Here is a 26,129-nt window from a genome sequence, read left to right as displayed (position 1 = left end):
CGCGCGCTTGTCATGCGCGAATCGGTTTGGAAGGAACGCTCGACCCGCCGTCCGCCCCCGCTTGCTAAGATCGTCGGCCTGGAAAAGCCAGCCTGGAAACCCTTACGGAGACACCCATGAGCGACATCACCGCCCAATTCGAGCAAGCGCAGGTCGACGTGAAACAGTTGACCGAGCGCCCCGGCAACCTGACGCTGCTGCGCCTCTACGCGCTCTTCAAGCAGGCGACCGACGGCGACGCGCACGGCGACAAGCCGGGCTTCACCGACATCGTCGGCAAGTACAAGTACGACGCGTGGGAAGCGCTGAAGGGCACGTCGCAGGACGATGCGAAGAAGCAATACGTCGAGCTCGTCGAATCGCTGAAGAACGGCACCGCGTCCTGAAGGCGCGCGCGTCGGCCGGCCTATCGCCCGCAACGCGCCCGCGGCGTGCGAAATCGACGGTGGCGCGGCGCAGCAAAAAACGGTATGATGCGGGCTGCGCATCGCGACGGGCGGCTCTGCCTGCCAAGGTCGGCAGCCCTCTTCGCCAGCGTTCCATAGCGTTTCGCTCCAATCCAGTTTAGAACCTGTCCCTTCCTGCGTGGCCCCTTGCGGGCTGTCAAGTCTCAGGCTGGCGGCATGCGCACCCGATGCGCGCCGCACCCAAAAACAGCTTCTAACGAAATTGTTGTCCGCACGTCGTCGACATGCGGACAATCGCCACGTTTCCCGATTTGCTCGATGAATCCGTCGACTTGGGTATGCGCGATTGGCGCGGCGTTCGACCCACTGTGTTTCAAGGATTGACATGACTTCGAGCAATTCCCTCAGCCCGCTCAACGCAATCGCCGACGAGGCGCTCGGCCTGCCCGCCGCCGCGCAGCCTGCCACGAGCGACCTCGGCGACGCCGCGCCGGACGAACCGACGTTCGCGTCGCTCGGCCTGTCGCCGGAGATCGTCTCCGCGCTGCAGGCGGCCGGCTACGTGAAGCCGACGCCCGTCCAGCAGCGCGCGATCCCGGCCGGCATCGCAGGCCGCGACCTGCTCGTGTCGAGCCCGACGGGCTCGGGCAAGACGGCCGCGTTCATGCTGCCCGCGATCGAGCGCTTCGCGCAGTTGCAAAAGACGCAGGCGCTGCAGCCGCGCGCGCCGCGCGAAGGACAGCCTGGCGAGCGCCGCGGCCGCCGCCCGCAACCCGTCGCGCGCCCGGGCCTGCTCGTCCTCACGCCGACGCGCGAGCTCGCGATGCAGGTGACGACGGCCGCGTCGACGTACGGCAAGCACCTGCGCCGTCTGCGCACGGTCAGCATCCTCGGCGGCGTCGCGTACGGCCAGCAACTGATGCTGCTCGCGAAGAACCCCGAGATCCTCGTCGCGACGCCGGGGCGCCTGCTCGACCACCTCGAGCGCGGCCGCATCGATTTGTCCGAACTGAAGATGCTCGTGCTCGACGAAGCCGACCGCATGCTCGACATGGGCTTCATCGACGACATCGACACGATCGTCGCCGCGACGCCCGCGTCGCGCCAGACGATGCTGTTCTCGGCGACGCTCGACGGCAAGATCGGCTCGCTCACGAACCGCCTGCTGAAGGATCCGGAGCGCATCGAGATCACGCAGAAGATCGAATCGCGCTCGAACATCGCGCAGACCGTGCACTACGTCGACGACCGCGATCACAAGGATCGCCTGCTCGACCACCTGCTGCGCGACGTCGCGCTCGACCAGGCGATCATCTTCACCGCGACGAAGATCGACGCCGACCAGCTCGCCGGCCGCCTCGCCGATGCCGGCTTCCAGTCGGCCGCGCTGCACGGCGATCTGCCGCAGGGCGCCCGCAACCGCACGATCCGCGCGCTGCGCGAGCGCCGCGTGCGCGTGCTCGTCGCGACCGACGTCGCCGCGCGCGGGATCGACATCCCCGGCATCACGCACGTGTTCAACTACGACCTGCCGAAGTTCGCCGAGGACTACGTGCACCGGATCGGCCGTACGGGCCGCGCGGGCCGCTCGGGCACCGCGGTGAGCCTCGTGCATCACGCGGAGCAAGGCGCGCTCAAGCGCATCGAGCGCTTCGTGCGCGCACCGCTGCCCGTGAACGTCGTCGAAGGCTTCGAGCCGCGCAAGGCGCCGCCGCCGCGCAACGATCGCGGCAACGGCCGCGGCCGTCCGGGCGGCAACGGCAATGGCGGCCGCCGGTTCGGCGGCAAGCCGGGCGGCGGCCGCTCGGGCGGCTGGAGCGGCAAGCCGAACGGCGGCAACCGCGAAGGCTACGGCGCGCGCCGCGGCGACGGCCAGCGCGGCGGCCCGCGACGCGGCAACTCGGCCGCGTAAGCGGCCATCGGCGGACACGTTCGCGGCGCGGACGTGTCCGCCTTCCCCCCTCGAAAACCGGCGCATTCGCGCCGGTTTTTGTTTGCGCCCGAGATTTCACGATACGAAAAAATCTTTTGCGTCGTAAAAAGTCATGCTGCGTGGCACAACCAAGACCGTTGCAGCATGGGAAACCACATTCCGCAATAAGAAATTAACGAAGCAAGCATTTGATTTTTATGGAATAATTTTTTTATATCTTTGTGAAAAAGCCCCTGTCTCGACGCAGTCGGTTTGCCTAGACTCTTATACAAGACTTAACGAAGGGAACCGCTTGATCCAAATCGCGCCGCCCGCTTCGCAAAGTCAAGGATTTCTTCTCTTCAGGCAACGACCACTCAAGGAGTACGCATCATGTCGCGTCAGCAACAGGTTCAGGAACTGCAAAAGCAATGGGAAACCAATCCGCGCTGGAAGGGCATCAAGCGCGCGTTCACGGCTGAAGACGTCGTGCGCCTGCGCGGCTCGGTCCAGCAAGAGCACACGCTCGCGAAGCGCGGCGCGGAAAAGCTCTGGACGCTCGTCAACAACGAGCCGTTCGTCAACGCGCTCGGCGCGCTGACGGGCAACCAGGCGATGCAGCAGGTGAAGGCCGGCCTCAAGGCGATCTATCTGTCGGGCTGGCAAGTCGCGGGCGACGCGAACGTCGCAGGCGAAATGTACCCGGATCAGTCGCTGTATCCGGCGAACTCGGTGCCGCTCGTCGTCAAGCGCATCAACAACACGCTGACGCGCGCCGACCAGATCCAGTGGTCGGAAGGCAAGAACCCGGGCGACGAAGGCTATGTCGACTTCTTCGCGCCGATCGTCGCTGACGCGGAAGCCGGCTTCGGCGGCGTGCTGAACGCATTCGAGCTGATGAAGGCGATGATCGAGGCGGGCGCGTCGGGCGTTCACTTCGAAGATCAGCTCGCATCGGTCAAGAAGTGCGGCCACATGGGCGGCAAGGTGCTCGTGCCGACCCGCGAGGCGGTCGCGAAGCTGACGGCCGCGCGTCTCGCGGCCGACGTAATGAGCACGCCGACCGTGCTCGTCGCCCGTACCGACGCCGAAGCGGCCGACCTGATCACGTCCGACATCGACGACAACGACAAGCCGTTCCTGACGGGCGAGCGCACGGTCGAAGGCTTCTTCCGCACGAAGCCGGGCCTCGAGCAGGCGATCTCGCGCGGCCTCGCCTATGCGCCGTACGCCGACCTGATCTGGTGCGAAACGGGCAAGCCGGATCTCGAGTACGCGAAGAATTTCGCGGAAGCGATCCACAAGCGGTTCCCGGGCAAGCTGCTGTCGTACAACTGCTCGCCGTCGTTCAACTGGAAGAAGAACCTCGACGACGCGACGATCGCGAAGTTCCAGAAGGAACTCGGCGCGATGGGCTACAAGTTCCAGTTCATCACGCTCGCCGGCTTCCACGCGCTGAACTACTCGATGTTCAACCTCGCGCACGGCTACGCCCGCACGCAGATGAGCGCGTTCGTCGAACTGCAGCAGGCCGAGTTCGCGGCGGCCGACAAGGGCTTCACCGCGGTCAAGCACCAGCGCGAAGTCGGCACGGGCTACTTCGACGCGGTGACGCAGACGGTCGAGCGCGAAGCGTCGACGACCGCGCTGCACGGCTCGACCGAAGACGAACAATTCTTCGACGGCCAGAAAGTCGCCTGAGCGCCGACAGGCGCAGGCACAGGCGCGCCGCGCGCGGCCACGAGCCGTCGCGGCGCGCGCCCCGGCAAAAGACAAGACCCTCTATCAGGGAGAACCCGCCCGCCGCGCGCATGGTTGCGCCATGCCTGCCCAGGGCGCGCAGCGTCTTTCGACGCCGCGGACATTCGAGCGCGCCGGCCCCTGCCCGGCGCGCCTATTTTTTTGCGCGACGCATTGCCGCCGATCGTCCGGCTGCGTGCGGCCCGCTATCGATAGACGATCACAGGAATCTTCGTATGGGTCAGCACGCGTTGCGTCTCGCTGCCGATCAACAGGCTGCCGAGCCCGCGCCTGCCGTGCGACGCCATGAAGATCACATCGCAGCCGCCCCGCTCCGCGGCCTCGATGATGCCGAGATACGGCGACGGGTGCACGCTCGTCGCCGACTCGCACGCCACGCCCGCGCGCCGCGCGGCCGCCTCGACCTCGTCCAGATGCGCGCGCGCCTCGCGCTCGCTGCGCTCGCGAAAATCGGCGGGCGGCTCGATCACGACCTCGGAAAACGGCGAGTACGGATATTGCGGCAGGCACGCGTAGGCCGTCACGCGCGCGCCCACCGCCTGCGCGAGATCGATCGCGCCGTCGATCGCTTTCTTCGACAGTTCGGACCCGTCGGTCGGAACCAGGATGTGCTTGAACATGGCGACCTCCGTCGGCAACTGCGGCGCGTCCGGACGCGGGCGTACCCGCGGCGGGCAGCCGATGCCGGGCAGCCCGCGCGGACGCTGGGTGATTCGATTGTAGTGCGCGAATCCGCGCCGCCGAACCCGCTAGAGGGTTCGCCCTCATATCGGAAACGCGCGCAATCGGGTGCGAATTCGGGTACGTATTCGGCGCAAGCACCGCGCGCCGAAACGATGCGCAAGGACGGCGCGCGCGCGCCGAAGGCGAGCGCCGCCGCCGTGCGGGCGTCATCCCCAGTAGCCTGGACGCTCGTATGTGTGCTTCAGAAAATCGAGAAAGAGCCGGACCCTGAGCGGCAGGTGTCGGCGCTGCGGAAACACCGCGTGAATGCCGATCGGCGGCGCGGCGAACGCGTCGAGCACGCTGACGAGCCGGCCCGCCGCAATGTCCGCGCCGACTTCCCACCACGAGCGCCACGCCAGGCCGTGGCCTTCGAGGCACCATTCATGCAGCACCGCGCCATCGGAGCATTCCATCGTGCCGGACACGCGGATCGACGCCACCTCGCCGTCGTCGACGAACGTCCAGCCGCGCTGCTGGTTCGCGTTCGCCGCGAGCGCGAGGCAGTGGTGGCGCGCGAGATCGGCGAGCGTCTCGGGCGTGCCCGCGCGCGCGAGATACGCAGGCGAAGCGACGCACACGCGCCGGTTCTCGCCGAGCTTCAGCGACACGAGCGACGAATCGGGCAGCTCGCCCAGCCGCACCGCGCAATCGAACCCCTCGTTGACGAGATCGACCATCCGGTCGGACAGATCGAGCGTGACCGACACGTCCGGATGCGCGCCCGTGAACGCGGGCACGAGCGGCGCGACGTGACGCCGGCCGAAGCCCGCGGGCGCCGACACCCGCAAGTGCCCGCTCGCCTTCACGCCGCCCGCGGACACGCTCGCTTCGGCGTTCTGCATGTCGTGGATGATCCGATGGCAGTCCTCGAGGAACGCCGAGCCTTCGAACGTCAACGTGAGCTTGCGTGTCGTGCGCACAAGCAGCTTCACGCCGAGCCGCTCCTCGAGCGCATCGAGCCGGCGGCCGATGATCGCGGGCGCGACCCCTTCCGCGTGCGCGGCCGCCGACAGGCTGCCCTTCGCCACGACCGCGGCGAACGTTTCGATCTGTTTGAAGCGATCCATCCCGTATGCGGGCGGCGCGAACCGGCCGCCCCGTCAAACCCGAAGTCGCTCCAGATTAGATATCAAAAAGTAAAAGATCAAGTGATGATTACTGTCTTTTTTAGTTCATGCCATCACTAATAGAATCGATTTCGACCTCTGATCGTGGAGCGCGACGTCATGCCCGGCACCCCGCCCGCCTTCCCGAAGGCGATTCTTTTCGACGCGTACGGCACGCTGTTCGACGTGCACGCGGTCGTCGCCGCGGCCGAGCAGATGTTTCCGGGGCGCGGCGAGGCGCTGTCGCAGCTCTGGCGGCGCAAACAGATCGAATACTCGCAACTGCGCACGCTCGCCGATCCGGCAGGCGCGCGCTATCGGCCGTTCTGGGACCTGACGCTCGACGGGCTGCGCTTTGCCGCGCGTGCGCTCGGCCTCGCGCTGCCCGCCGCGGCCGAGAAGCGGCTGATGGACGAATACGCGTGCCTGTCGACGTATCCGGACACGGTGCCGACGCTGCGCGCATTACGCGCGCGCAGCGCGCCGCCGAAGCTCGCGATCCTGTCGAACGGCAATCCGCAGATGCTCGACATCGCGGTCAAGAGCGCCGGGATGAGCGGCCTCTTCGATCGCGTGCTGTCCGTCGACGCGGCTCGCGCGTACAAACCGTCGCCCGCCGCGTATGCGCTCGGCACGGCGGCGTTCGATGCGGCCGCGACCGACATCGCGTTCGTGTCGTCGAACGGCTGGGACGTCGCGGGCGCCGGCTGGTTCGGCTACCGGACCTTCTGGCTGAACCGCACGGGCGCGCCGCTCGAGGAGCTCGGCGCAGCGCCCTCGGGCATGGGCGCCGGGATGGCCGAGCTGCTCGCCTTTCTCGACGCGCCGCCCGCCGCCGCGAAAGCGGCCGGCCGCACGCGCCCGGCGCCCGCCTGACGCGGCGCGGACCAGATTCACGCATTTGCATCACTCAGTCACTGACCGACCAAGGAGAAAACCGATGACCACGACGCTGAAGCTGCCGCAAGGCATGGCGATCACGGGCGAGATCAAGCCCGGTTACGAAGCGATCCTCACACCCGAGGCGCTCGAACTCGTCGCGAAGCTGCATCGCCAGTTCGAGCCGCGCCGCCGCGAATTGCTCGCGGCGCGCGCCGAGCGCACGAAGCGCCTCGACGCCGGCGAGCGCCCCGACTTCCTCGCCGAGACGAAATCGATTCGCGAAGGCGACTGGAAGGTTGCTCCGCTGCCCGCGGACCTGCAGTGCCGCCGCGTCGAGATCACGGGCCCCGTCGAGCGCAAGATGATCATCAACGCGCTGAACTCGGGCGCGGATTCGTACATGACGGACTTCGAGGATTCGAACGCGCCGAGCTGGGCCAACCAGATCGACGGCCAGATCAACCTGAAGGACGCCGTGCGCCGCACGATCTCGCTCGAGCAGAACGGCAAGTCGTACAAGCTCAACGACAAGATCGCGACGCTGATCGTGCGCCCGCGCGGCTGGCACCTCGACGAGAAGCACGTGACGGTCGACGGCCAGCGCGTGTCGGGCGGCGTCTTCGACTTCGCCCTCTTCCTGTTCCACAACGCGAAGGAGCTGATCGCGCGCGGCTCCGGCCCGTACTTCTACCTGCCGAAGATGGAGAGCCATCTCGAGGCGCGCCTCTGGAACGACATTTTCGTCGTCGCGCAGGAAGCGGTAGGCATCCCCCGCGGCACGATCCGCGCGACCGTGCTGATCGAGACGATCCTCGCCGCGTTCGAGATGGACGAGATTCTCCACGAGCTGCGCGAGCACAGCTCGGGCCTGAACGCGGGCCGCTGGGACTACATCTTCTCGGCGATCAAGAAGTTCAAGAACGACCGCGACTTCTGCCTCGCCGATCGCGCGAAGATCACGATGACGGTGCCGTTCATGCGCGCCTACGCGCTCCTGCTGCTGAAGACCTGCCACAAGCGCAACGCGCCGGCGATCGGCGGGATGAGCGCGCTGATTCCGATCAAGAACGATCCGGAGGCGAACGACCGCGCGATGGCGGGCGTGCGCGCGGACAAGGCGCGCGACGCCGGCGACGGCTACGACGGCGGCTGGGTCGCGCACCCGGGGCTCGTGCCGCTCGCGATGGAGGAGTTCGTCAAGGTGCTCGGCGACAAGCCGAACCAGATCGGCAAACAGCGCGACGACGTGCAGATCGAAGGCAAGAACCTGCTCGACTTCCAGCCGGAAGCGCCGATCACCGAAACCGGCCTGCGCAATAACATCAACGTCGGCATCCACTACCTCGGCTCGTGGCTCGCGGGCAACGGTTGCGTGCCGATCCACAACCTGATGGAAGACGCGGCGACGGCCGAGATCTCGCGCTCGCAGGTGTGGCAGTGGATCCGCTCGCCGAAGGGCACGCTCGACGACGGCCGCAAGGTCACGGCCGAGCTCGTGCGCGAGTACGCGAAGGTCGAGCTCGAGAACGTGAAGCAGGTCGTCGGTGGCGACACGGCGCCGTACGTTCGCGCCGCGGCGATCTTCGAGCAGATGTCGACGTCGGAGAACTTCACCGAGTTCCTGACGCTGCCGCTCTACGAGGAGATCTGAACGACGCGGGCGGCAGGCGGGGTCGATGCGCCCGCCGCCTGCCGCTCGCGGATCGGCCGGCTGAACGACGCGCCCTTGCACGCGGGCTCGGCTTCAGGCCGCCGTAGGCGATGACGGTATGGCGTTCCGCGTTCCGCCTCGGACACGGGTTTCCATTTTTGTTCCGCAGCCTTTGGACGCCCGAGCGTCAGCCTCTTGGCACCGTTCGTCAGGCTTCGAGCGCCGCCGCGAGGCGTCACGCGACGCGCGCGCGGCGATACTGCACCCAGTCGCCCGACTCGATCCGCGGCTTGCCCGCAACCGAATGCGCGCCGACCGGGTAATACAGGCAATCGTACCGGCGCCCGCCGAGCTCGACCGATGCCTGCTGCTGCAAGAACAGCCCCTCGATGCCCGGATAGACCTCCTCGATCTCGTCGAGCACCGGCACGAGCCGCTCGTCGATCGCGTAGACGTCGCCCCAGACGAGATCGCAGCCGCCGTCGGCGACCATCCCCGGATAGTTGCCGAAGTCGTACAGCCGCCCCGTCACCGCCACGGCGCCGACGAGCATCGGCGCGGCGATGCCGTGCGTCGCCGCCGCACGGCCGATGTCGTTGATCTCGCCCGCTCTCAGGGTCCCGTAGCAGAATACGTAGCGCATCGCATCTTCCTTCCTTGTTTCAGTCGCGCCATCGAACCGGCACGCCGCCGTGTCACTCGAGCAGCGCGTCGTCGCTGACGAGGACGCCGTCGGCGTCCGCGTAGATCCAGTCGCCCGGCACGATGCGCGTGCCGCGCACGTCGACGGGCACGTCGCTCACGCCGGCGCCGCGCTTGTCGCTCTTGCGCGGATGCGCGGCGAGCGCGAGCACGCCCGCGCGACATTCGGCGAGCTCGTCCAAGTCGCGTACGCAGCCGTTCACGACGATGCCGGCCCAGCCGTTCTTCTCGGCGAGCTTGCCGAGGTTGCCGCCGACGAGCGCGCAGCGCAGGCTGCCGCCGCCGTCGACGACGAGCACGCGCCCCGCGCCGCCCTGCTCGAGCGCCGCGCGCACGAGCGTGTTGTCCTCGAACAGCTTGAGCGTCGCGGCCGGCCCCGCGAAGCGCCGCACACCGCCGAACGAGCGGAACACGGGCGCGAGCACGCGCAGCGTGCCGGCCGCGAGGCGGTCTTCGTTCGCGTCGCAAAGGTCGGTGGTGGCGAACATCATGTCGAAGTCTCCTGGATAGTCGTAGGGTGTCGATCCGGCATTATCGGCGAAGAAAATTCCCGCTGCGGCGTGTGGAAGGCTCGCCCTACAATAGCCGGACGCACCATCCGCCCCGTCTTCGATCATCGATGAGCCCGTCCGTTCCCCTTTTGGCGCCGCCGCCCGCCGCCACGATCGACGTTCCGTCGGAATTCGCGCCGACGCGCTCGCATCCGATGCGCGTGCGCGCCCGCGCGATCGCGGCCGGCGTGCGCGTGCCGCAGCACACGCACGCGTGGGCGCAGCTCGCGTACGCGTCGCGTGGCGTGCTGCGGCTCGCGACGGCCGGTTCGACGTGGATGGTGCCGCCGTCGCGCGCGATCTGGGTGCCGCCGCGAATTCCGCACGAAGTCGTGATTGTCGAGGACGCGTATCTGCGCACGCTGTACGTCGACGAATCGGCGGTACCGGACGGGCTCGACGCGTGCCGGGTCGTCGAGGTGTCAGGACTGCTGCGCGAGCTGATCGTCGCGCTCGAGGCGCGCTCGCTCAACCGCTCGCGCGAGCGGCTGCTGGCCGAGCTCGTGCTCGACGAACTCACGCGCGCCGAGCCGTTGCCGCTCGCGGTGCCGATGCCGACCGAAAAGCGGCTGCGCGCGCTGTGCGAAGCGGTGCTCGCGCATCCGGCGCAGGGCGAGTCGCTCGAGCACTGGGCGGCGCGCGTCGGCGCGAGCACGCGGACGATCGCGCGGCTGTTCAAGCAGGAGCTCGGCGTGAGCTTTTCGCAATGGCGCCAGCAGGCGCTGCTCGCGCGCGCGATTCCGCTCCTGAATCAGGGGCGGCCGCTGTCGCACATCGCGCGCGAACTCGGCTACCAGAGCCAGAGCGCGTTCTCCGCGATGTTCCGGCGCGCGTTCGGCGCGAGCCCGCGCGCGTTCATTCAGCGCGGCGATACGCATGCGGCGACGGAGCTTGCATCGTTCGATGATGGGGATGCGGAACCGCTGCTGTGAGCTCGGTTGCGCAAGTCGCTGAAGTCTTCAGGATAGGGCACTTGCGGCCAGGCACGGCAGAACCGGATGACAACGGAAGGATCGAACGATGCCGTCCGCCGTCCCCGAGGAATGCAGCCCGAACGAAGTCCGCACGATGCGATCTCGTTCGTCCGGCGGACCGAGGCGGTTCCGCGCGCTCGTTCGGGCCACGATCAGGACACGGGCCGCGCCATATGACGGATCGATCCGAACTGCGCGAGACGCGGCCCCGCGAGCCGATACCCCATTCGCAGGTACAGCCGCGCGGCCGGATTGTCGACGAACACGCGCAGTTGCGTCTCGCGCAGCCCGCGCGCCTTCGCGAAACGGTGCGAGGATTCGAGCAGATACGTGCCGGCGCCGCGCTGCCGGTGCCCCGGCGCGATCTGCACGTCGCGGATGTGCAGCGAATCGCCTTCCTCCGTAATCCTCAACAGGCCGATCGGCACACCGTCGAGCTCGAGGATGAAGTTTTCCGAATCGCGCCAGCTCGCAAAAAAGAGATCCGCGCGCCACCTGAGACCGTGGCGCTGGTAGTACGCGTTCATGTTGCCGTGCGTGAGCGCTTCCGCGAACTCGAAATCGCCCTGCTCGGCGGGACGCAGCAGGTAAACGAGAGGAACGGCGGCGGAATCGGACATGGCATATTGGCAAAACCTGCGTCACCGCCACGATAGCGCAGCCGGCGCACGTTGCAATGCCGATTTGCACGCATGCGGCAACGGCGCGCCACATCGTTCGCCTCGAAAACGTGCGGGGCAAAAACAAAACCCGTTCAGGCATGCCTGAACGGGCTTCGATTTGGCGGAGCGGACGGGACTCGAACCCGCGACCCCCGGCGTGACAGGCCGGTATTCTAACCGACTGAACTACCGCTCCAGTCTTGCTGCTTGCCTGGCAGGCGTCGGTCGCTTCCTGCCGGCGCATCGTCTCGACACTCGGCCGAACGACGCTTTGTCTTGGCGTCCCCTAGGGGATTCGAACCCCTGTACTCACCGTGAAAGGGTGATGTCCTAGGCCTCTAGACGAAGGGGACAACGTACTGCTTACACCTTTAACGAAAAAGCCCGTTCACATGCAGCCTGAACGGGCTCTCGATCTGGCGGAGCGGACGGGACTCGAACCCGCGACCCCCGGCGTGACAGGCCGGTATTCTAACCGACTGAACTACCGCTCCACTTCCTGCACCTGATCGACAAGCGTCGGTTACGCTCTTGCCGACCCGCTTCGCTTCTGTCGAAGCGACGCCATGTCTGGCGTCCCCTAGGGGATTCGAACCCCTGTACTCACCGTGAAAGGGTGATGTCCTAGGCCTCTAGACGAAGGGGACAAAATCTTTTCAGATCTGTCTTGCCACTTTGTTCTCGCTGTTAATTTTCACCAACAGCAGAGAATGAAATTCTAACTTCTTTCATTCCGTTTGTGAAGCTTTTTTCTGTCACTCAATGCTTCGCAAACTTCATTCACTCTGCGTTCAACTGGTGGAGGTAAGCGGGATCGAACCGCTGACCTCTTGCATGCCATGCAAGCGCTCTCCCAGCTGAGCTATACCCCCGTGTCTCGTTGACTGCTGAACAACAGAGAAGCGAGATTGTAGAGACCGTTTTGAGGTTTGTAAATACCCTATTTGCGCCTCGAGCAAAATTTTTTGCGAACCCGCGTATTCGAATGGCTCCGAATGGCTCGTCACCTCGAACGACGCGGCGTCGCACACTTGCCGCGCGCTTACGCGAGCGCCGCCTCGAGACGCGACACGACGACATCGCGGCCGAACAGCAGCAGCACCGCATCGATCGACGGCGTGTGCGTCGTGCCCGCAACGAGCAGGCGCACCGGCATCGCGAGCTGCGGCATCTTCAGCTTGTGCGCGCCGAGCACGGCCTTCAGCGCGGCCGCGATCGCCTCCTTCGTCCACTCGGCCGTCTTCAGCGCCGCCGCGAATTCGGCAAGCGCCGGACGCACCGCGTCGGTCACGTGCTGCGCGAGCGCGTCCGCGTCAGGCGCCGGCGCGCGGTAGAACATCGCCGAATTCTCCGCGATCTCCTTCACCGTTGACGCGCGATCCTTCATCAGCGCCATCACGCCCGCGAGGCCCGGGCCCTGCGCGATCGCGCCGGCGTCGATGCCGAGCGCCGCGAAGAACGGCTTCGACAGCTCGGCAAGACGCGCGTCGTCCGCTTCCTTGATGTAGTGGTTGTTCAGCCAGTTCAGCTTGTCGTGGTCGTACTGCGCAGGCGACTTGCCGAGATGTTCGAGGTCGAACCATTCGACGAACTGCTCGCGCGAGAAGATCTCCGCGTCGCCGTGCGACCAGCCGAGGCGCGCGAGATAGTTGAGCACCGCCTCCGGCAGATAGCCGGCATCTCGGTAGCCCATCACGCTCATCGCGCCGTGGCGCTTGCTCATCTTCTCGCCCTGCTCGTTCAGCACGGTCGGCAGGTGGGCGTACACCGGCACTTCGCCGCCGAGCGCGCGCAGGATGTTGATCTGGCGCGGCGTATTGTTCACGTGGTCGTCGCCGCGGATCACGTGCGTGATGCCCATGTCGAGATCGTCGACGACGACGCAGAAGTTGTACATCGGCGTGCCGTCGGGACGCGCGACGACGAGATCGTCGAGCTCCTCGTTCGAGATCTCGACGTGGCCCTTCACCGCGTCGTCCCAGGCCACCGTGCCCGTCAGCGGATTGCGGAAGCGCAGCACGGGCTTCACGCCGGCGGGCGGCTCGGGCAGCACCTTGCCCGGCTCGGGGCGCCACGTGCCGTCGTAGCGCGGCTTCTCGCCCGCCGCGCGCTGGCGCTCACGCAACGCGTCGAGCTCTTCGGTCGACATGTAGCATGGATAGACGAGGCCCTTCTCGAGCATCTGCGCGAGCACTGCGCGATAGCGGTCCATTCGCTGCATCTGGTAGTACGGACCTTCGTCGTAATCGAGGCCGAGCCACGCCATCCCTTCGAGGATCGCATCGACCGCCTCCTGGCTCGAACGCTCGACGTCGGTGTCCTCGATCCGCAGCACGAACGTGCCCTTCATCTTGCGGGCGAACGCCCACGGATAAAGCGCGGATCGGATGTTGCCGAGGTGGATGAAGCCGGTGGGGCTCGGCGCAAAACGGGTGCGTACAGAACGGGTCATAAACGATAGCTCGAACGCCTCAAGCGGCGCATCAATTGAAACGACGCGGCCGCGCGCGCCGCACGGCATTGCCGGGTGCGCACGCGACCGGAACGGAAAGAGCACGAATTATACTCGGCGCGCCGCGGTTCCTCATCGCGCCGAGCAGGGCCGCGCCGGCGCCGAGGCAGCCCGCGAGCCGTTCGCGAACCCGGCACGCCACCATCTTCGCCGATGTCCGCCCGAATCGCCCGTCGTCCTTTCGGCCGACGATCGCGCCGCCGCGCGCGGCTTTCGTGCGCGCGCCGCCAGTTGCTTTATGATGTGCGCGCCGCGGCCGCCATACCGGCGCCGCGCACGGCCGCCCGACTCCGTCGGCGCGACCGCCGGAATTTCGCCGCGCGCGGCGCGTCCATCGAGGCCGCGCGCGGCTCGTCGCTGGAGATCGAGCCGATGTCGTCCCCCCGTTTGTCCCGCCGCGCGTTCACGCTCGCCTGCGCGTCGGCCGCCCTCGCCGCCTGCACGTCGACCGGCACGAAGCCGACGACGGGCGCCGCCGCGCCCACCAACCCGCCGCCGCGCGAGAAGCCGATCAGGATCGGCATCGCGCTCGGCGGCGGCGCGGCGCGCGGCTTCGCGCACGTCGGCGTGCTGAAGGCGCTCGAGGCGCGCGGAATTCCGGTCGAGCTCGTCGCCGGCACGAGCGCGGGCTCGGTCGTCGGCGCGCTGTACGCGTCGGGGATGAACGCGCTGCAAATCAACAAGCTCGCGCTCACGATGGACGAAGCGTCGATCAGCGACTGGGCGACGCCGTTCCGCTCGCGCGGCCTGCTGCAAGGTATCGCGCTGCAGAACTTCATCAACAAGACGCTGAACAACCGGCCGATCGAGAAGATGGCGAAGCCGCTCGGCATCGTCGCGACCGATCTGAAGAGCGGCCAGCCGATCCTGTTTCAGCGCGGCAACACGGGGCTCGCGGTGCGCGCGTCGTGCAGCGTGCCCTCGGTGTTCGAGCCGGTGCGCATCGGCGATCGCGAGTATGTCGACGGCGGGCTCGTGAGCCCCGTGCCCGCGTCGTTCGCGCGCAGGATGGGCGCGGACTTCGTGATCGCGGTCGACATCTCCTCGCGCCCCGACGGCGCGGCGACCGGCAATCCGATCGAGATGCTGCTGCAGACGTTCACGATCATGGGCCAGACGATCAAGACCTACGAGCTCGACAAGTACGCCGACGTCGTGATCCGCCCGAACCTCGCCGCGATGGGCGGCAGCGACTTCAATCAGCGCAACGCGGCGATCCTCGCGGGCGAGGAAGCGGTCGCGCGAATCATGCCGGAGCTGCAGCGCAAGCTCGCGGCCGCGCACTCGGCGACCGCGGCCGCCTGACGGCTGACGCCCGACGCCTGCCCGCGCCGAGCCACATCAACGTCACGCCGCATCGAAAACGCGATCCACAAAAGCAAAGCCCCGCTTCCATCGAGGAGCGGGGCTTCGGCGCGCGACATCGGCCGGCGCAAACCGGTGCGCGATTCAGTTGCCGCCGTTCGCGCTCGCGTTGACGCCGCCGTCGCCGATCGTCGCCTTCACGCGCTGGCGCAGATCGTCGGGTTTCGTCGAGAACTGCGTCTCGATCCGGCGCGCGCCGGTGAAACGCTTTTCCCAGTAGCCGCTATCGAGATCGTCGACGCGAATCGTGCTGCCCGTCGACGGCGAGTGCACGAACTTGTTGTCGCCGATATAGATGCCGACATGCGAGAACGTGCGGCGCATCGTGTTGAAGAACACGAGATCGCCCGGCTTCAGCTCGCTCATGCGCACCTTCTCGCCTACGCGGCTCATCTCCTCCGCGCGGCGCGGCAGCGACATGCCGAGCGTGTCCTGGAACACGTAACGGACGAAGCCGCTGCAATCGAGGCCCGAATCCGGCGTATTGCCGCCCCAGCGGTAGCGCACGCCGATCATGTTCAGCGCGCCGACGACGACGTCGCCCGCCTTGCCGGCCATGCCCGACAGGAACGCCTTTGCACCACCCTGGCTCTTCGCGGGCGTGGCGGCACTGACCTGCTGGGGATTCTGGGAAGAGGAAGCCGGCTCGGATTGAGCCGAACTGATCGCATTCTGACTGGAACTGCTGACTTCGTCGGCGAACGCGCCGGGAGCTGCAGCGATCAGGACGCCGATGAACATCCCGGCGACGACGCGCGTACAAGCCTGGGTCAGATATCGGTGCTGCATTGGTCGATGGATTTGCGCTGGAAAATCAGCTCGATTGGCGGAAAAATTTCGCTCGATACTAGCCACGAAGTATTTGTTTGTCAAAAGGAATTGATAATTTCAATCAAACTTCTTGCACCATTCGGGTTCATCAGACTTAACGAACGGCTTTCAGCAGTTTTTGCGTGTAAGGATGCACCGGATCAGTGAAGATCCGCTCGACGTCGCCCGTCTCGACGATCACCCCGCCCTGCATCACCGCCACCCGGTGCGCCATCGCGCCGATCACCTCCAGATCGTGGCTGATGAACACGTAGCCGAGGTTGTACTTTCGTTGCAAATTCGACAGCAGCTTCAACACTTGCTGCTGGATCGACACGTCGAGCGCACTCGTCGGCTCGTCGAGCACGAGCACGCGCGGCGCCAGCACGAGTGCGCGCGCGATCGCGATCCGCTGGCGCTGGCCGCCCGAGAATTCGTGCGGATAGCGATGCAGCACCGTGCGGTCGAGGCCGACTTCGCGCAGCACCGCGACCACCTTGTCGCGGCGCGCATCGCCCGCGAGCTGCGGGCGATGCAGCGCCAGCCCTTCGGACACGATCCGCTCGATCGTCTGCCGCGGCGAAAGCGAACTGAAGGGGTCCTGAAATACCACCTGCATGTTCGCGCGCAGCGCGGTACGCTCGCGCCCGCGAAAGCTCGCGAGCGAGCGGCCCTCGAATTCGATGTCGCCGTGCGCGACCTGTTGCAGCCCGAGGAGCGCCATCGCGAGCGTCGACTTGCCGGAACCCGATTCGCCGACGATCCCGAGCGTCTCGCCCTGCCGCACCGACACGCTCGCGTCCGACACCGCGGTGAAGCGCCCCGAGCGAAACCAGCCCGCGAAGCCCGGCAGCTTCTGCTTGAACTTCACGGTGACGCCGTGCGCGTCGAGCACGACGGGCGCGATCGGCAGCACGGGCGACACCGTGCGCTGCGGCCGGCTGTGCAACAGACGCTGCGTATACGGATGCTCGGGCGCATCAAAGATCCGCTCGACCGGCCCGCACTCGACGAGCTTGCCCTTCTCCATCACCGCGACCCGCTCGGCGAAGCGCCGCACGAGATTCAGATCGTGCGTGATGAGGAGCACCGCCATCCCGCGCTCGGCGGCCGCGTCGCGCTGCAGCTCGAGCAGCAGCTCGACGATCTGCGCGCGGACCGTCACGTCGAGCGCGGTCGTCGGCTCGTCGGCAAGCAACAGGCGCGGCCGGCACGCTAGCGCCATCGCGATCATCGCGCGCTGCCGCTGGCCGCCCGACAACTGGTGCGGGTAGCTGTCGACGCGCTCGCGCGGCCGGTCGATCCCGGTGCGCGCGAGGAGCGCGATCGCCCGCTCGCGCGCGTCGCGCTTCGACACGCCGTCGTGCAGCTCGATCGTCTCGCCGATCTGCTCGCCGACCGTGAAGAGCGGATTGAGCGCCGTCATCGGCTCCTGGAAGATCATCGCAATGTCCGCGCCGCGCAGCCCGCGCATCTCGCGCTCGCTCTTGTCGGCGAGGTTCTCGCCCGCGAAGCGGATCGCGCCGCTCACGTCGGCGTCGCGCAGCAGGCGCAAGATCGACAGCGCGGTCACGCTCTTGCCGGAACCCGATTCGCCGACGAGCGCGACGCGTTCGCCGCGGCCGATCGCGAACGACACGTCGTCGACGGCTAGCGCGTCGCGAAAGCGCACCTGCAGCCGCTCGATCGACAGCAGCGGCTCGGGCGGCGACGGCGCCGCGCCGCCGCCCGCGATTTGCGCGGCGCTCATCGGAGGCCTCCCGCGGCGCGCGTCGTGTCCGCGATCCGCGTGTCGAGCGCGTTGCGCAGCGCGTCGCCCATGAACGTCAGCAGCAGGAGCGTCGCGACGAGCACGCAGAACGTCGCGAGCGAGATCCACCACGCGTCGAGGTTCGCCTTGCCCTGCGCGAGCAGCTCGCCGAGGCTCGGCGTCGGCGGCGGCACGCCAAGCCCGAGGAAGTCGAGGCTCGTGAGCGCGAGGATCGCGCCGCTCATTCTGAACGGCAGGAACGTGATGACGGGCGTGAGGCTGTTCGGCAGCACGTGGCGCCAGATGATCTGCCAGTTCGTGAGGCCCATCGCGCGCGCGGCGCGCACGTAGTCCTGCGTGCGGTTGCGCAGGAACTCCGCGCGCACGTAATCGGACAGCCCGATCCAGCCGAACAGCGACAGCAGCACGATCAGCAGCACGAAGCTCGGCTCGAACACCGACGCGAAGATGATCAGCAGATACAGCTCCGGCATCGAGCTCCAGATTTCGATGAGCCGCTGGCCGACGATGTCGATGCGCCCGCCGAAGAAGCCCTGCACCGCGCCCGCCGCGATCCCGAGCAGCGTGCCGATGAACGTCAGGATCAGCGCGAACTCCACCGACACGCGAAAGCCGTAGACGAGCCGCGCGAGCAGGTCGCGTCCTTGCGCGTCGGTGCCGAGCCAGTTCTCGCGCGACGGCGGCGCCGGGTTCGGGCGCTTCGAGAAGTAATTGAGCGTGTCGTAGTAATAGCGGTTCGGCGGATACAGCGCGAAGTTGCCCGGCGCGTCGAGCTTGCCGCGCACGTACGGATCGAGATAGTCGGCGGGCGTCGGGAAATCCCCGCCGAACGTCGTTTCCGGATAGCTCTTGAAGAGCGGGAAATAGAACTGGCCGTCGTAGCGCACGACGATCGGCTTGTCGTTCGACCACAGCGGCGCGGCGAGGCTCGCCGCGAACGCGATCACGAAGATCACGAGGCTCCAGTAGCCGAGGCGCTGCCCCTTGAAGCGCTGCCACACGCGCCGCGCGGGCGACGGCGACACCCGCGCGCGCGCGGCGTCGATCCGGGGAGAGACGGCGAGTCGGCTCAAATCAGCGCTCCAGTTGCTCGAATTGAACGCGCGGGTCGACCCACACGTAGCAGAGATCGGATACGAGCTTCGTCGCGAGCCCGATCAGCGTGAAGACGTACAGCGTGCCGAGCACGACCGGATAGTCGCGCCGGATCACCGATTCGTATGACAGAAGGCCGAGCCCGTCGAGCGAGAAGAGCGTCTCGATCAGCAGGCTGCCCGTGAAGAACGCGCCGATGAACGCGGCAGGAAAGCCGACGACGAGCGGCAGCAGTGCATTGCGGAACACGTGCTTGCCCAGCACTGTGCGCTCGGCGAGCCCCTTCGCGCGCGCGGTCAGCACGTACTGCTTGCGGATCTCGTCGAGGAACGCGTTCTTCGTGAGCATCGTGATCACCGCGAAGCTGCCGACGACCGACGCGATGATGGGCAGCGCGATGTGCCACAGGTAATCGGCGATCTTGCCGGCTAGCGTGAGCTGCGCGAAGTTGTCCGACGTGAGGCCGCGCAGCGGGAAGATCTGCCAGAACGAGCCGCCGCCGAACAGCACGAGCAGCAGCACGCCGAGCACGAAGCCCGGAATCGCATAGCCGACGAGCACGACGAGGCTCGTCGCGAAATCGAACGGCGAGCCGTTGCGCACCGCCTTCGCGATGCCGAGCGGCACCGATATCAGATACGTGAGCAGGAACGTCCACACGCCGATGCTGATCGACACCGGCAGCTTCGATACGACGAGCGACCACACGCTCTGATGGTGAAAGTAGCTGTCGCCGAGATCGAAGCGCGCGAAGCGCTCGAGCATCAGCCAGTAGCGCTCGAGGGGCGGCTTGTCGAAGCCGTACAGCGCCTTGAGCTGCGCGAGCTGCTGCGCGTCGACGCCCGTGTACGAGCGCATCCCGAACGGCGTGCTGCCCCGCTCGGCGCCCTTGCGCAGCTCCTGCACCGCCTGCTCGACGGGGCCGCCCGGCACGAACTGGATCACCGCGAACGTGATGGTCAAAACGCCGACGAGCGTCGGGATCATCAGCAGCAGACGTTTGAGGATGTAGCTCCACATAGGCGCATTCGGGCGTGTTCGAACGGTTTCGTCAATCGGCGCGGCGGCGGAGGGCCGCTCGTTGCATCGCGCTTCACATCGTACTTCGCGCCGCGCGCCAAGCCGCGCGCGGCACGCGGGTCAGCCGGGCCGCCGCCGCCCGACCGGGCTCGGCCGGCGCGCGACCCGCACGGCCGGGCTAGCGCGCGGGCGCGCCATGCTCGGGCTTCGCCCACCACGTCGATGCGACCCAGCCTTCCGCCGAATAGTACAGCGGCAGCGTCGACGGATAGGCGAGCGTGCGCTTGAACGCGATCCGGTGGGTCGCGCTGTACCACTGCGGCACCGCATAGTAGCCGTGCATCAGCACGCGGTCGAGCGCGTGCGTCGCGTCGAGCAGTTCCTGCCGCGTCTCGGCCTGCGTGAGCGCCCTCAGGATCGCGTCGACCGCGGGCGACTTGAGCCCCGTCAGGTTGTCCGAGCCCGGCTCGTCCGCGTAGCGGCTCGCGAAGCGCGCGACCTGCTCGGCGCCCGGCACCTGGACGCCCGGGTAGCGCACCGTCGTCATGTCGTAGTCGAATGCGTCGAGGCGCTTTTGCAGCAGCGCGTAATCGGCTGTCCGGTACTTCGCGACGATCCCGAGCTTCGCGAGATTGCGGATGTACGCGGCGACCACCGGCTCGAACGCCGAGCCCGAATCGTCGAGGATCTCGAACACGAACGGCTCGCCCTTCGCGTTGCGCAGCGCGCCGTCGCGGTAGGTCCAGCCGGCCTCGGCGAGCAGCGCGCGCGCCTTCAGCAGGTTCGCGCGCAGCGACGCGGGCGGATCGGTGGCGGGCTGCACGGTCATCGGCCCGAACACGGCCGCATCGAGCTGCGCGCGCAACGGATTCAGCAGCGCGAGCTCGCCCGCGCTCGGCAGGCCCGTCGCCTGCAGGTCGGTATCGGCGAAGTAGCTGTTCTGACGCGTGTAGGCGCCGTAGAAGAGCTGCCGGTTCAGCCATTCGAAATCGAACGCGAGATCGAGCGCGTGGCGCACCCGCACGTCCTGGAACAGCGGCCGCCGCAGGTTCATGAAGAAGCCCTGCATCCCCGCGCCGTTGTGCTGGCGGAACTCGCGCTTGACGAGCTCGCCGCTGTCGAAGCGCTTGCCGACGTCGCGCCGCGCCCAGTTGCGCGCGATGTATTCGACGAGCACGTCGTATTCGCCCGCCTTGAACGCCTCGAGCCGCGCGACGCCATCGCCGTACAGCTTGTAGACGATGCGCTCGAAGTTGTTCGTGCCGATCCGCACGGCAAGCGCCGCGCCCCAGTAAGCGGGATTGCGCCGGTACGTGATCGTGCGCCCGCTGTCGTAGCGCTCGATCAGGTACGGGCCGCTGCCGATCGGCTGCTCGAACGCGAGCTGGTCGAACGCAATGCGCGAGCCGTCCGCGCGCAAGCCCCATTTGCGCGAGAACACCGGGATGCCGCCCGCGATCAGCGGCAGCTCGCGGTTCTTCCTGCGAAACTCGAAGCGCACGGTCGCCGGATCGACGATCACCGCGCGCGTGATGTCCGCGTAGTAGGCCGGGTACTGCGGCGCCGCCTTCGGGCTCTTCAGCGTGTCGAACGAATGCTTGACGTCCGCTGCGGTGACGGGTTCTCCGTTCGAGAAGCGCGCGCGCGGATTCAGATGAAACGTGACCGACAGCCCGTCCGGCGCGACGGCGATGTCGTCCGCGAGCAGGCCGTACGCGGAAGCGGGCTCGTCGGCGCTGCCCGTCGTCAGGCTCTCGAACAGCAGGTCGATCCCGGGCGCCGGGTTGCCGCGCATCGTGAACGGATTGAACTTGTCGAACGTCGTGAGCCGGTTCGGATTCGCGAGCACGAGCGTGCCGCCTTTCGGCGCGTCGGGATTCACGTAGTCGAAATGCCTGAAGCCGGGCGGGTACTTCGGCTCGCCGTACTGCGCGATCGCGTAGGCGGCGTGCGCCGCCGGCGCCGCGGCAAGCGCGAGCGCGACGCCTGCCGCCGCGCGGCGTGCGACACGCGCGAGCGCGGCGCGCACGCGGGCCGCCCGTTGCGGCGCGGCGGCTTGCGCGGCCTGTTCTGATGCCGCCGCGCGTCGCGGCGGTCGCGGCCGGCGAGCCCGGAGCGAACCGATCGTCATGGGGGTGTTGGCAGTCGTTCGAGGATGGCGATGTGAGAGAATTCTACCCATTCGCAACCGGTTGCAGCCAACCGCCGCCTGCCGACCGTGCGGGCGCGGGCGCCACACATAGGAGAATTCATGGGCTTTCTCGACGGTAAACGTATTCTGCTGACGGGCCTCTTGTCGAACCGTTCGATCGCTTACGGCATCGCCAAGGCGTGCAAGCGCGAAGGCGCCGAGCTGGCGTTCACCTACGTCGGCGATCGCTTCAAGGATCGCATCACCGAGTTCGCGGCCGAGTTCGGCAGCGAGCTCGTGTTCCCGTGCGACGTCGCCGACGACGCGCAGATCGACGCGCTCTTCGCATCGCTGAAGACGCACTGGGACACGCTCGACGGCCTCGTCCACTCGATCGGCTTCGCGCCGCGCGAGGCGATCGCGGGCGACTTCCTCGACGGCCTCACGCGCGAGAACTTCCGCATCGCGCACGACATCTCCGCATACAGCTTCCCCGCGCTCGCGAAGGCCGCGCTGCCGATGCTGTCGGAAGACGCGTCGCTGCTCACGCTCTCGTATCTCGGCGCGGAACGGGCGATTCCGAACTACAACACGATGGGCCTCGCGAAGGCGGCGCTCGAAGCGAGCGTCCGTTATCTCGCGGTGTCGCTCGGCGCGAAGGGCGTGCGCGTGAACGCGATCTCGGCGGGCCCGATCAAGACGCTCGCGGCGAGCGGCATCAAGAGCTTCGGCAAGATTCTCGACTTCGTCGAAAGCAACTCGCCGCTCAAGCGCAACGTGACGATCGAGCAGGTCGGCAACGCGGGCGCGTTCCTGCTGTCGGACCTCGCGAGCGGGGTCACGGCCGAAGTCATGCACGTCGACTCGGGCTTCAACGCGGTGGTGGGCGGGATGGCTGGCCTCGAAGAGTAAAGGAGTCAGCGCGCCAGCGCTGCGGCCGTCGCGCCGCATGCCGGCCGGCAGCCGTCGCGTGGCCGGCCGCGGACACGCGACGGAATCAGTGACGCCAGCCGTTGTGGCGGCCGTTGTCCCAGTGGCCGCCGCGGTCCCAATCGCGGCCGCGATGGCGATACCACTCGTCACGCCCCCAGTAGCGGCGGCCGTCCCAGTAACGGTCGCCGTGCCAGCCGATCACGATCGACGGCGCGGGCACGTAGACGGGCGCCGGCGCATAGACGGGGGCCGGCTGGTACACGACGGGGGGCGGCGGCGGCGCATAAACGGGCGCCGGAGCGACGTAGACGGGTGCGGGCACGCCGACGTTGATGCCGACGCTGACGCCCGCCAACGCGGCGCCAGATGCGAGCAGCGCGGCGAGACCGGCCGCGAGCGAGGCAGCACGCAAGGTTTTCATGGACTCCCCTTCTGGTTGATTCGTTGGATTCGACTATAGCGGGAACCGTCTGCACCGCATATTTCAACTTTGTAAGAACTGATGCGCGGCATCGCAGCCGCATCGGCGGGCTAACTTTTGGTTACATTCGGGCCCGCGGCGGCTGCGAAGAGGCGGCAACACGAGCACCACGGAGGAAGAGGCAGGCGGGAGAGACGGAAGGGAAAGACCGGGAGCCGGACGGCAGCCCGGCCCGCACGCGCGAACGGGGCGGCAGACCACCGAGCGGAGAAATCGGAAGCGAACGAAATCCACCTCGCGCGGCGGCGCGCGCAATCAAGCCGGCTCGGCTTCGACGGTCGCGGGCGCGGCAACCGGCATATCGACGGCGCGCAAATGCACGGGCACGTATTTGTGATAAGGCGTGCGCGACAGCGGATCGCAATGCGCGCCCGACGTCAGACGATTGAGCTCGGGCCCGATCGGCGGCCCGCCTTTGTAGCGCATGCCATAGCCGTGCGGCAACGTGACCATCCCGCGCCGCACGCTGTCGTCGAACTCGGCGACGACTTCGATGCTGCCCGTCGCCGACGCGCACACGAGCCTGCCGCCGTCCGCGACGCCGAGCGCCGCCGCGTCGTCCGGATGAATCCGCAGCGAGCCGTGCGGATCGACCTTGCGCCACGTCGGGTCGCGATAGATCTGGTTCGCGTTGTACGCGCGCCGCTCGCCCGCCATCAGCACGAACGGATAGTCGGCGCCGGGCGGCGTCTCCGTCTCGAGTGCGCGCAACTCGTCGATCATCTCCGGAATGTGCAGATGCACGCGGCCGTCCGGATGGCGAATGAAACGCCACATTTCGTCGAACTCGTGAACGCTGATCAACGTCCCCGAGCGCCGTTCGAGAATCCCGCGAAAGAGCGCCGTGCCGAGCGTCGCGCGGCTGCCGCGAAATCCCGCGCGGCGCACGGCCGCGTCATGCCGCTGCGCATACAACATCGTGAGCGGCAGCAGCGGCGCGATCCCCGCCGCGTCGTTCGGCAGCGCGCGGCCGAGCGTTCGATAGACGATCGACGCCGCGTGACGCTGCCACTTCTTGTTCGCCGCGAGCGCGATCCCGAGCGCACCCATGTAGGCGAGATGCTTCGACGCACGGGGCTCGAGCCGCGCGATGCGCTCGAGCAGCGGGAAGCGGCGCGGCAGCTCGCCCATCTTCTCGAGCAGCCGCGTGTAGATCTCCGGCTCCGGCAGCGATTCACCGAGCGGCGGCAGCAGCGGATGACGCAGATGGAACGCGTTCGCGGGAAACTCGAGGTTGAAGCCCGTCGCCTCCCATTTCTCGAACTGCGACGCGGCGGGCAGCACATAGTGCGCGAGGCGCGCGGTCTCGGTCATCGCGACGTCGATCACGACGAGCAGCTCCAGCTTGCCGAACGCGCGCTCGTACGCGTTCGAATCGGCATACGTGACGACCGGGTTCGCGCTGTCGACGAACGCCGCACGCACGCGCTTCTCGCCCGCGAGCTCGATCTCGTCGGGCAGGATGTTCGGCGGATAGATGCCCGCGATCGGAAACATCCGGTGATGCGCGGTCCGCTTGAGCGGCTTGCCGTTCCTGCTCGCGCGCTCGTCGGTATGGCCGATGACGGGCAGCAGGAACGAATGCAGGTTGTTGCCGCCGCGCTTGCCGAAATTGCCGGTCACGAGAAACAGCAGCTTCTCGAGGTAGCCGTTGAGCGTCGTGTGCAGCGTTTGCTGGATGCCGAGATCGATGCGCAGGCAAGCCGCGCGCGCGGTCGCGAATCCGCGCGCGACGCGCTCGATGTCCTCGAGCGGCACGTCCGCGCGGCGCGCGTATTCGGCGATCGGCACGTCGCGCAGCACGCGCTCGACGAACTCGAAGCCCGTGCAGCGCCGCGCGATGAACTCGCGGTCGATCAGATCGTCGCGCAGCATGATCGCGAGCATCGCGCTCATCAGATACGCGTCCGCGCCCGGCCGCACCTGCAGATGCAGATCGGCGAGCTTCGCCGTCTCCGAGCGGCGCGGATCGACGACGACGAGCGTGCGGTCCGGGTCCTTCTTCAGCTCGCGCAGCGTGTCGCGCGCGTTCGGGATGCCGTGCGCCTGATAGGGATTCGCGCCGATGACGAGCACGTAGTCCGCATGCTCGATGTCCTCGGTCGTGTGGCAATCCTGACGGCCGAACAGTCGGCCGTTGAGCCAGAAATCGCCGGTCTTCTCCTGGCCGAGCGCGTTGTACGCAAAGCGGCTTCGCATCGCCGCGAGCAATTGCCGGCTGTACGCGCCGCCGACGTGATTGCCCTGCCCGCCGCCGCCGATGAACGCGAACGCGTCGCCGCCGTGCCGCTCGCGCAGCGCGACGAGGCGCTGCGCGATGTCGTCGAGCGCCTCGTCCCACGTGACGCGCACGAAGCTGCCGTCGGGCTCGCGGCGCAGCGGGTGCGTGAGGCGGTCGTCGTGATGCTGGTAGTACGCGAGACGCGCGGCCTTCTGGCACAGATAGCCTTTCGAAACCGGATGATCGTCGTCGCCGCGGATTTTCGCGAACTTGCCGCCCACGACGTCGACGACGAGGCCGCAATTGCGCGAACACAAAATACAGGCGGTTTTTTCGACTGCCATCGCACGCTCCATCTGCCGGCGCATCCGCCGGGATCGGGGAAGGGTGAATATTGAATAACGGTCGTTATCGTAACGGACGTTATTCTATACTTCCATCGACGTCAATCGAACA

Annotated in this window: 21 protein-coding genes and 5 tRNA genes; 8 read left to right on the top strand and 18 right to left on the bottom strand. The window is 67.3% G+C overall.

Annotated features, from left to right (window positions below; translation table 11 throughout):
- The first annotated feature begins 116 nt into the window (after nucleotides 1-116).
- The 3 genes from AQ610_RS07295 to aceA all read left to right on the top strand — a co-directional run bounded on the left by AQ610_RS07295 (nucleotide 117) and on the right by aceA (nucleotide 4,020).
- Nucleotides 117-386 (top strand): acyl-CoA-binding protein, encoded by a 270-nt coding sequence (locus tag AQ610_RS07295; protein ID WP_006026035.1) that lies wholly within the window; start codon nucleotides 117-119, stop codon nucleotides 384-386.
- 406 nt (nucleotides 387-792) lie between these two features.
- On the top strand, nucleotides 793-2,319 hold the full coding sequence (locus tag AQ610_RS07290) for a DEAD/DEAH box helicase (RefSeq protein WP_006026034.1): 1,527 nt from the start codon (nucleotides 793-795) through the stop codon (nucleotides 2,317-2,319).
- Between the two features lie 393 nt (nucleotides 2,320-2,712).
- Nucleotides 2,713-4,020, top strand: coding sequence for an isocitrate lyase (gene aceA / locus AQ610_RS07285; RefSeq protein WP_006026033.1), 1,308 nt, complete (start codon nucleotides 2,713-2,715; stop codon nucleotides 4,018-4,020).
- Nucleotides 4,021-4,265: 245 nt separating this feature from the next.
- On the opposite strand, the gene AQ610_RS07280 is transcribed toward aceA, so the two are convergent.
- Both AQ610_RS07280 and AQ610_RS07275 read right to left on the bottom strand, forming a co-directional pair.
- Nucleotides 4,266-4,700 (bottom strand): universal stress protein, encoded by a 435-nt coding sequence (locus tag AQ610_RS07280; RefSeq protein ID WP_006026032.1) that lies wholly within the window; start codon nucleotides 4,698-4,700, stop codon nucleotides 4,266-4,268.
- Between the two features lie 270 nt (nucleotides 4,701-4,970).
- Nucleotides 4,971-5,873, bottom strand: a complete 903-nt coding sequence (locus AQ610_RS07275) for a LysR family transcriptional regulator (RefSeq protein WP_006026031.1) — start codon at nucleotides 5,871-5,873, stop codon at nucleotides 4,971-4,973.
- A 138-nt stretch (nucleotides 5,874-6,011) separates the two neighbouring features.
- Here AQ610_RS07275 and AQ610_RS07270 point away from each other — a divergent pair, with 138 nt between their 5' ends.
- Both AQ610_RS07270 and aceB read left to right on the top strand, forming a co-directional pair.
- Nucleotides 6,012-6,788, top strand: coding sequence for a haloacid dehalogenase type II (locus tag AQ610_RS07270; protein ID WP_197417875.1), 777 nt, complete (start codon nucleotides 6,012-6,014; stop codon nucleotides 6,786-6,788).
- A gap of 64 nt (nucleotides 6,789-6,852) precedes the next feature.
- The gene (gene aceB / locus AQ610_RS07265; RefSeq protein WP_006026029.1) at nucleotides 6,853-8,445 is read left to right on the top strand and encodes a malate synthase A; all 1,593 of its coding nucleotides are present in this window, start codon (nucleotides 6,853-6,855) and stop codon (nucleotides 8,443-8,445) included.
- A gap of 235 nt (nucleotides 8,446-8,680) precedes the next feature.
- Here the strand turns inward: aceB and AQ610_RS07260 are convergent, their stop codons facing one another.
- Together AQ610_RS07260 and rraA are read right to left on the bottom strand one after the other, a co-directional pair.
- Entirely contained in the window at nucleotides 8,681-9,088 is a 408-nt protein-coding gene (locus AQ610_RS07260) for a gamma-glutamylcyclotransferase family protein (protein ID WP_006026028.1), read from the bottom strand.
- Between the two features lie 52 nt (nucleotides 9,089-9,140).
- Nucleotides 9,141-9,638 (bottom strand): ribonuclease E activity regulator RraA, encoded by a 498-nt coding sequence (rraA, locus tag AQ610_RS07255; protein ID WP_009912878.1) that lies wholly within the window; start codon nucleotides 9,636-9,638, stop codon nucleotides 9,141-9,143.
- Nucleotides 9,639-9,766: 128 nt separating this feature from the next.
- On the opposite strand from rraA, the gene AQ610_RS07250 reads away from it, so the two are divergent.
- Nucleotides 9,767-10,630 (top strand): AraC family transcriptional regulator, encoded by an 864-nt coding sequence (locus AQ610_RS07250; protein ID WP_006026026.1) that lies wholly within the window; start codon nucleotides 9,767-9,769, stop codon nucleotides 10,628-10,630.
- 194 nt (nucleotides 10,631-10,824) lie between these two features.
- Here AQ610_RS07250 and AQ610_RS07245 read toward each other — a convergent pair whose 3' ends face one another.
- The 7 genes from AQ610_RS07245 to gltX all read right to left on the bottom strand — a co-directional run bounded on the left by AQ610_RS07245 (nucleotide 10,825) and on the right by gltX (nucleotide 13,786).
- Nucleotides 10,825-11,292: a GNAT family N-acetyltransferase gene (locus AQ610_RS07245; RefSeq protein ID WP_006026025.1), complete on the bottom strand. Its 468-nt coding sequence runs from the start codon at nucleotides 11,290-11,292 to the stop codon at nucleotides 10,825-10,827.
- Nucleotides 11,293-11,453: 161 nt separating this feature from the next.
- A tRNA-Asp gene (locus AQ610_RS07240) sits at nucleotides 11,454-11,530 on the bottom strand.
- Nucleotides 11,531-11,611: 81 nt separating this feature from the next.
- Nucleotides 11,612-11,687, bottom strand: a tRNA-Glu gene (locus AQ610_RS07235).
- A gap of 64 nt (nucleotides 11,688-11,751) precedes the next feature.
- Nucleotides 11,752-11,828 (bottom strand) — tRNA-Asp (locus tag AQ610_RS07230).
- A 77-nt stretch (nucleotides 11,829-11,905) separates the two neighbouring features.
- A tRNA-Glu gene (locus tag AQ610_RS07225) sits at nucleotides 11,906-11,981 on the bottom strand.
- 149 nt (nucleotides 11,982-12,130) lie between these two features.
- Nucleotides 12,131-12,206, bottom strand: a tRNA-Ala gene (locus AQ610_RS07220).
- A 170-nt stretch (nucleotides 12,207-12,376) separates the two neighbouring features.
- A complete protein-coding gene (gene gltX, locus AQ610_RS07215; protein ID WP_006026024.1) occupies nucleotides 12,377-13,786 on the bottom strand; it encodes a glutamate--tRNA ligase in 1,410 nt (469 codons plus the stop codon).
- Between the two features lie 321 nt (nucleotides 13,787-14,107).
- Here gltX and AQ610_RS07210 point away from each other — a divergent pair, with 321 nt between their 5' ends.
- Nucleotides 14,108-15,151, top strand: coding sequence for a patatin-like phospholipase family protein (locus AQ610_RS07210; protein ID WP_043282493.1), 1,044 nt, complete (start codon nucleotides 14,108-14,110; stop codon nucleotides 15,149-15,151).
- A 144-nt stretch (nucleotides 15,152-15,295) separates the two neighbouring features.
- On the opposite strand, the gene AQ610_RS07205 is transcribed toward AQ610_RS07210, so the two are convergent.
- The 5 genes from AQ610_RS07205 to AQ610_RS07185 all read right to left on the bottom strand — a co-directional run bounded on the left by AQ610_RS07205 (nucleotide 15,296) and on the right by AQ610_RS07185 (nucleotide 22,038).
- Complete coding sequence (locus tag AQ610_RS07205) at nucleotides 15,296-16,000, bottom strand: C40 family peptidase (RefSeq protein ID WP_006026021.1); 705 nt, start codon at nucleotides 15,998-16,000, stop codon at nucleotides 15,296-15,298.
- Between the two features lie 136 nt (nucleotides 16,001-16,136).
- The gene (locus AQ610_RS07200) at nucleotides 16,137-17,771 is read right to left on the bottom strand and encodes an ABC transporter ATP-binding protein (RefSeq protein WP_006026020.1); all 1,635 of its coding nucleotides are present in this window, start codon (nucleotides 17,769-17,771) and stop codon (nucleotides 16,137-16,139) included.
- Nucleotides 17,768-18,865 carry an ABC transporter permease gene (locus AQ610_RS07195; RefSeq protein WP_006026019.1) on the bottom strand — a complete coding sequence of 366 codons (1,098 nt, stop codon included), beginning with the start codon at nucleotides 18,863-18,865 and terminating at the stop codon, nucleotides 17,768-17,770. The genes AQ610_RS07200 and AQ610_RS07195 overlap by 4 nt, the downstream gene beginning before the upstream one ends.
- A gap of 1 nt (nucleotide 18,866) precedes the next feature.
- Nucleotides 18,867-19,907, bottom strand: coding sequence for a microcin C ABC transporter permease YejB (locus tag AQ610_RS07190; RefSeq protein ID WP_006026018.1), 1,041 nt, complete (start codon nucleotides 19,905-19,907; stop codon nucleotides 18,867-18,869).
- Between the two features lie 178 nt (nucleotides 19,908-20,085).
- Nucleotides 20,086-22,038 carry an extracellular solute-binding protein gene (locus AQ610_RS07185; RefSeq protein WP_006026017.1) on the bottom strand — a complete coding sequence of 651 codons (1,953 nt, stop codon included), beginning with the start codon at nucleotides 22,036-22,038 and terminating at the stop codon, nucleotides 20,086-20,088.
- A 120-nt stretch (nucleotides 22,039-22,158) separates the two neighbouring features.
- On the opposite strand from AQ610_RS07185, the gene fabI reads away from it, so the two are divergent.
- Nucleotides 22,159-22,950 (top strand): enoyl-ACP reductase FabI, encoded by a 792-nt coding sequence (fabI, locus tag AQ610_RS07180; RefSeq protein ID WP_006026016.1) that lies wholly within the window; start codon nucleotides 22,159-22,161, stop codon nucleotides 22,948-22,950.
- A gap of 85 nt (nucleotides 22,951-23,035) precedes the next feature.
- Here fabI and AQ610_RS07175 read toward each other — a convergent pair whose 3' ends face one another.
- Nucleotides 23,036-23,392, bottom strand: coding sequence for a hypothetical protein (locus AQ610_RS07175; protein WP_006026015.1), 357 nt, complete (start codon nucleotides 23,390-23,392; stop codon nucleotides 23,036-23,038).
- A gap of 315 nt (nucleotides 23,393-23,707) precedes the next feature.
- A complete protein-coding gene (locus AQ610_RS07170; protein WP_006026014.1) occupies nucleotides 23,708-26,041 on the bottom strand; it encodes a molybdopterin oxidoreductase family protein in 2,334 nt (777 codons plus the stop codon).
- Between the last annotated feature and the right edge of the window lie 88 nt (nucleotides 26,042-26,129).

It is taken from the genome of Burkholderia humptydooensis (assembly GCF_001513745.1).
GTDB lineage: Bacteria > Pseudomonadota > Gammaproteobacteria > Burkholderiales > Burkholderiaceae > Burkholderia > Burkholderia humptydooensis.
This window is presented reverse-complemented; position numbering and strand designations above follow the sequence as displayed.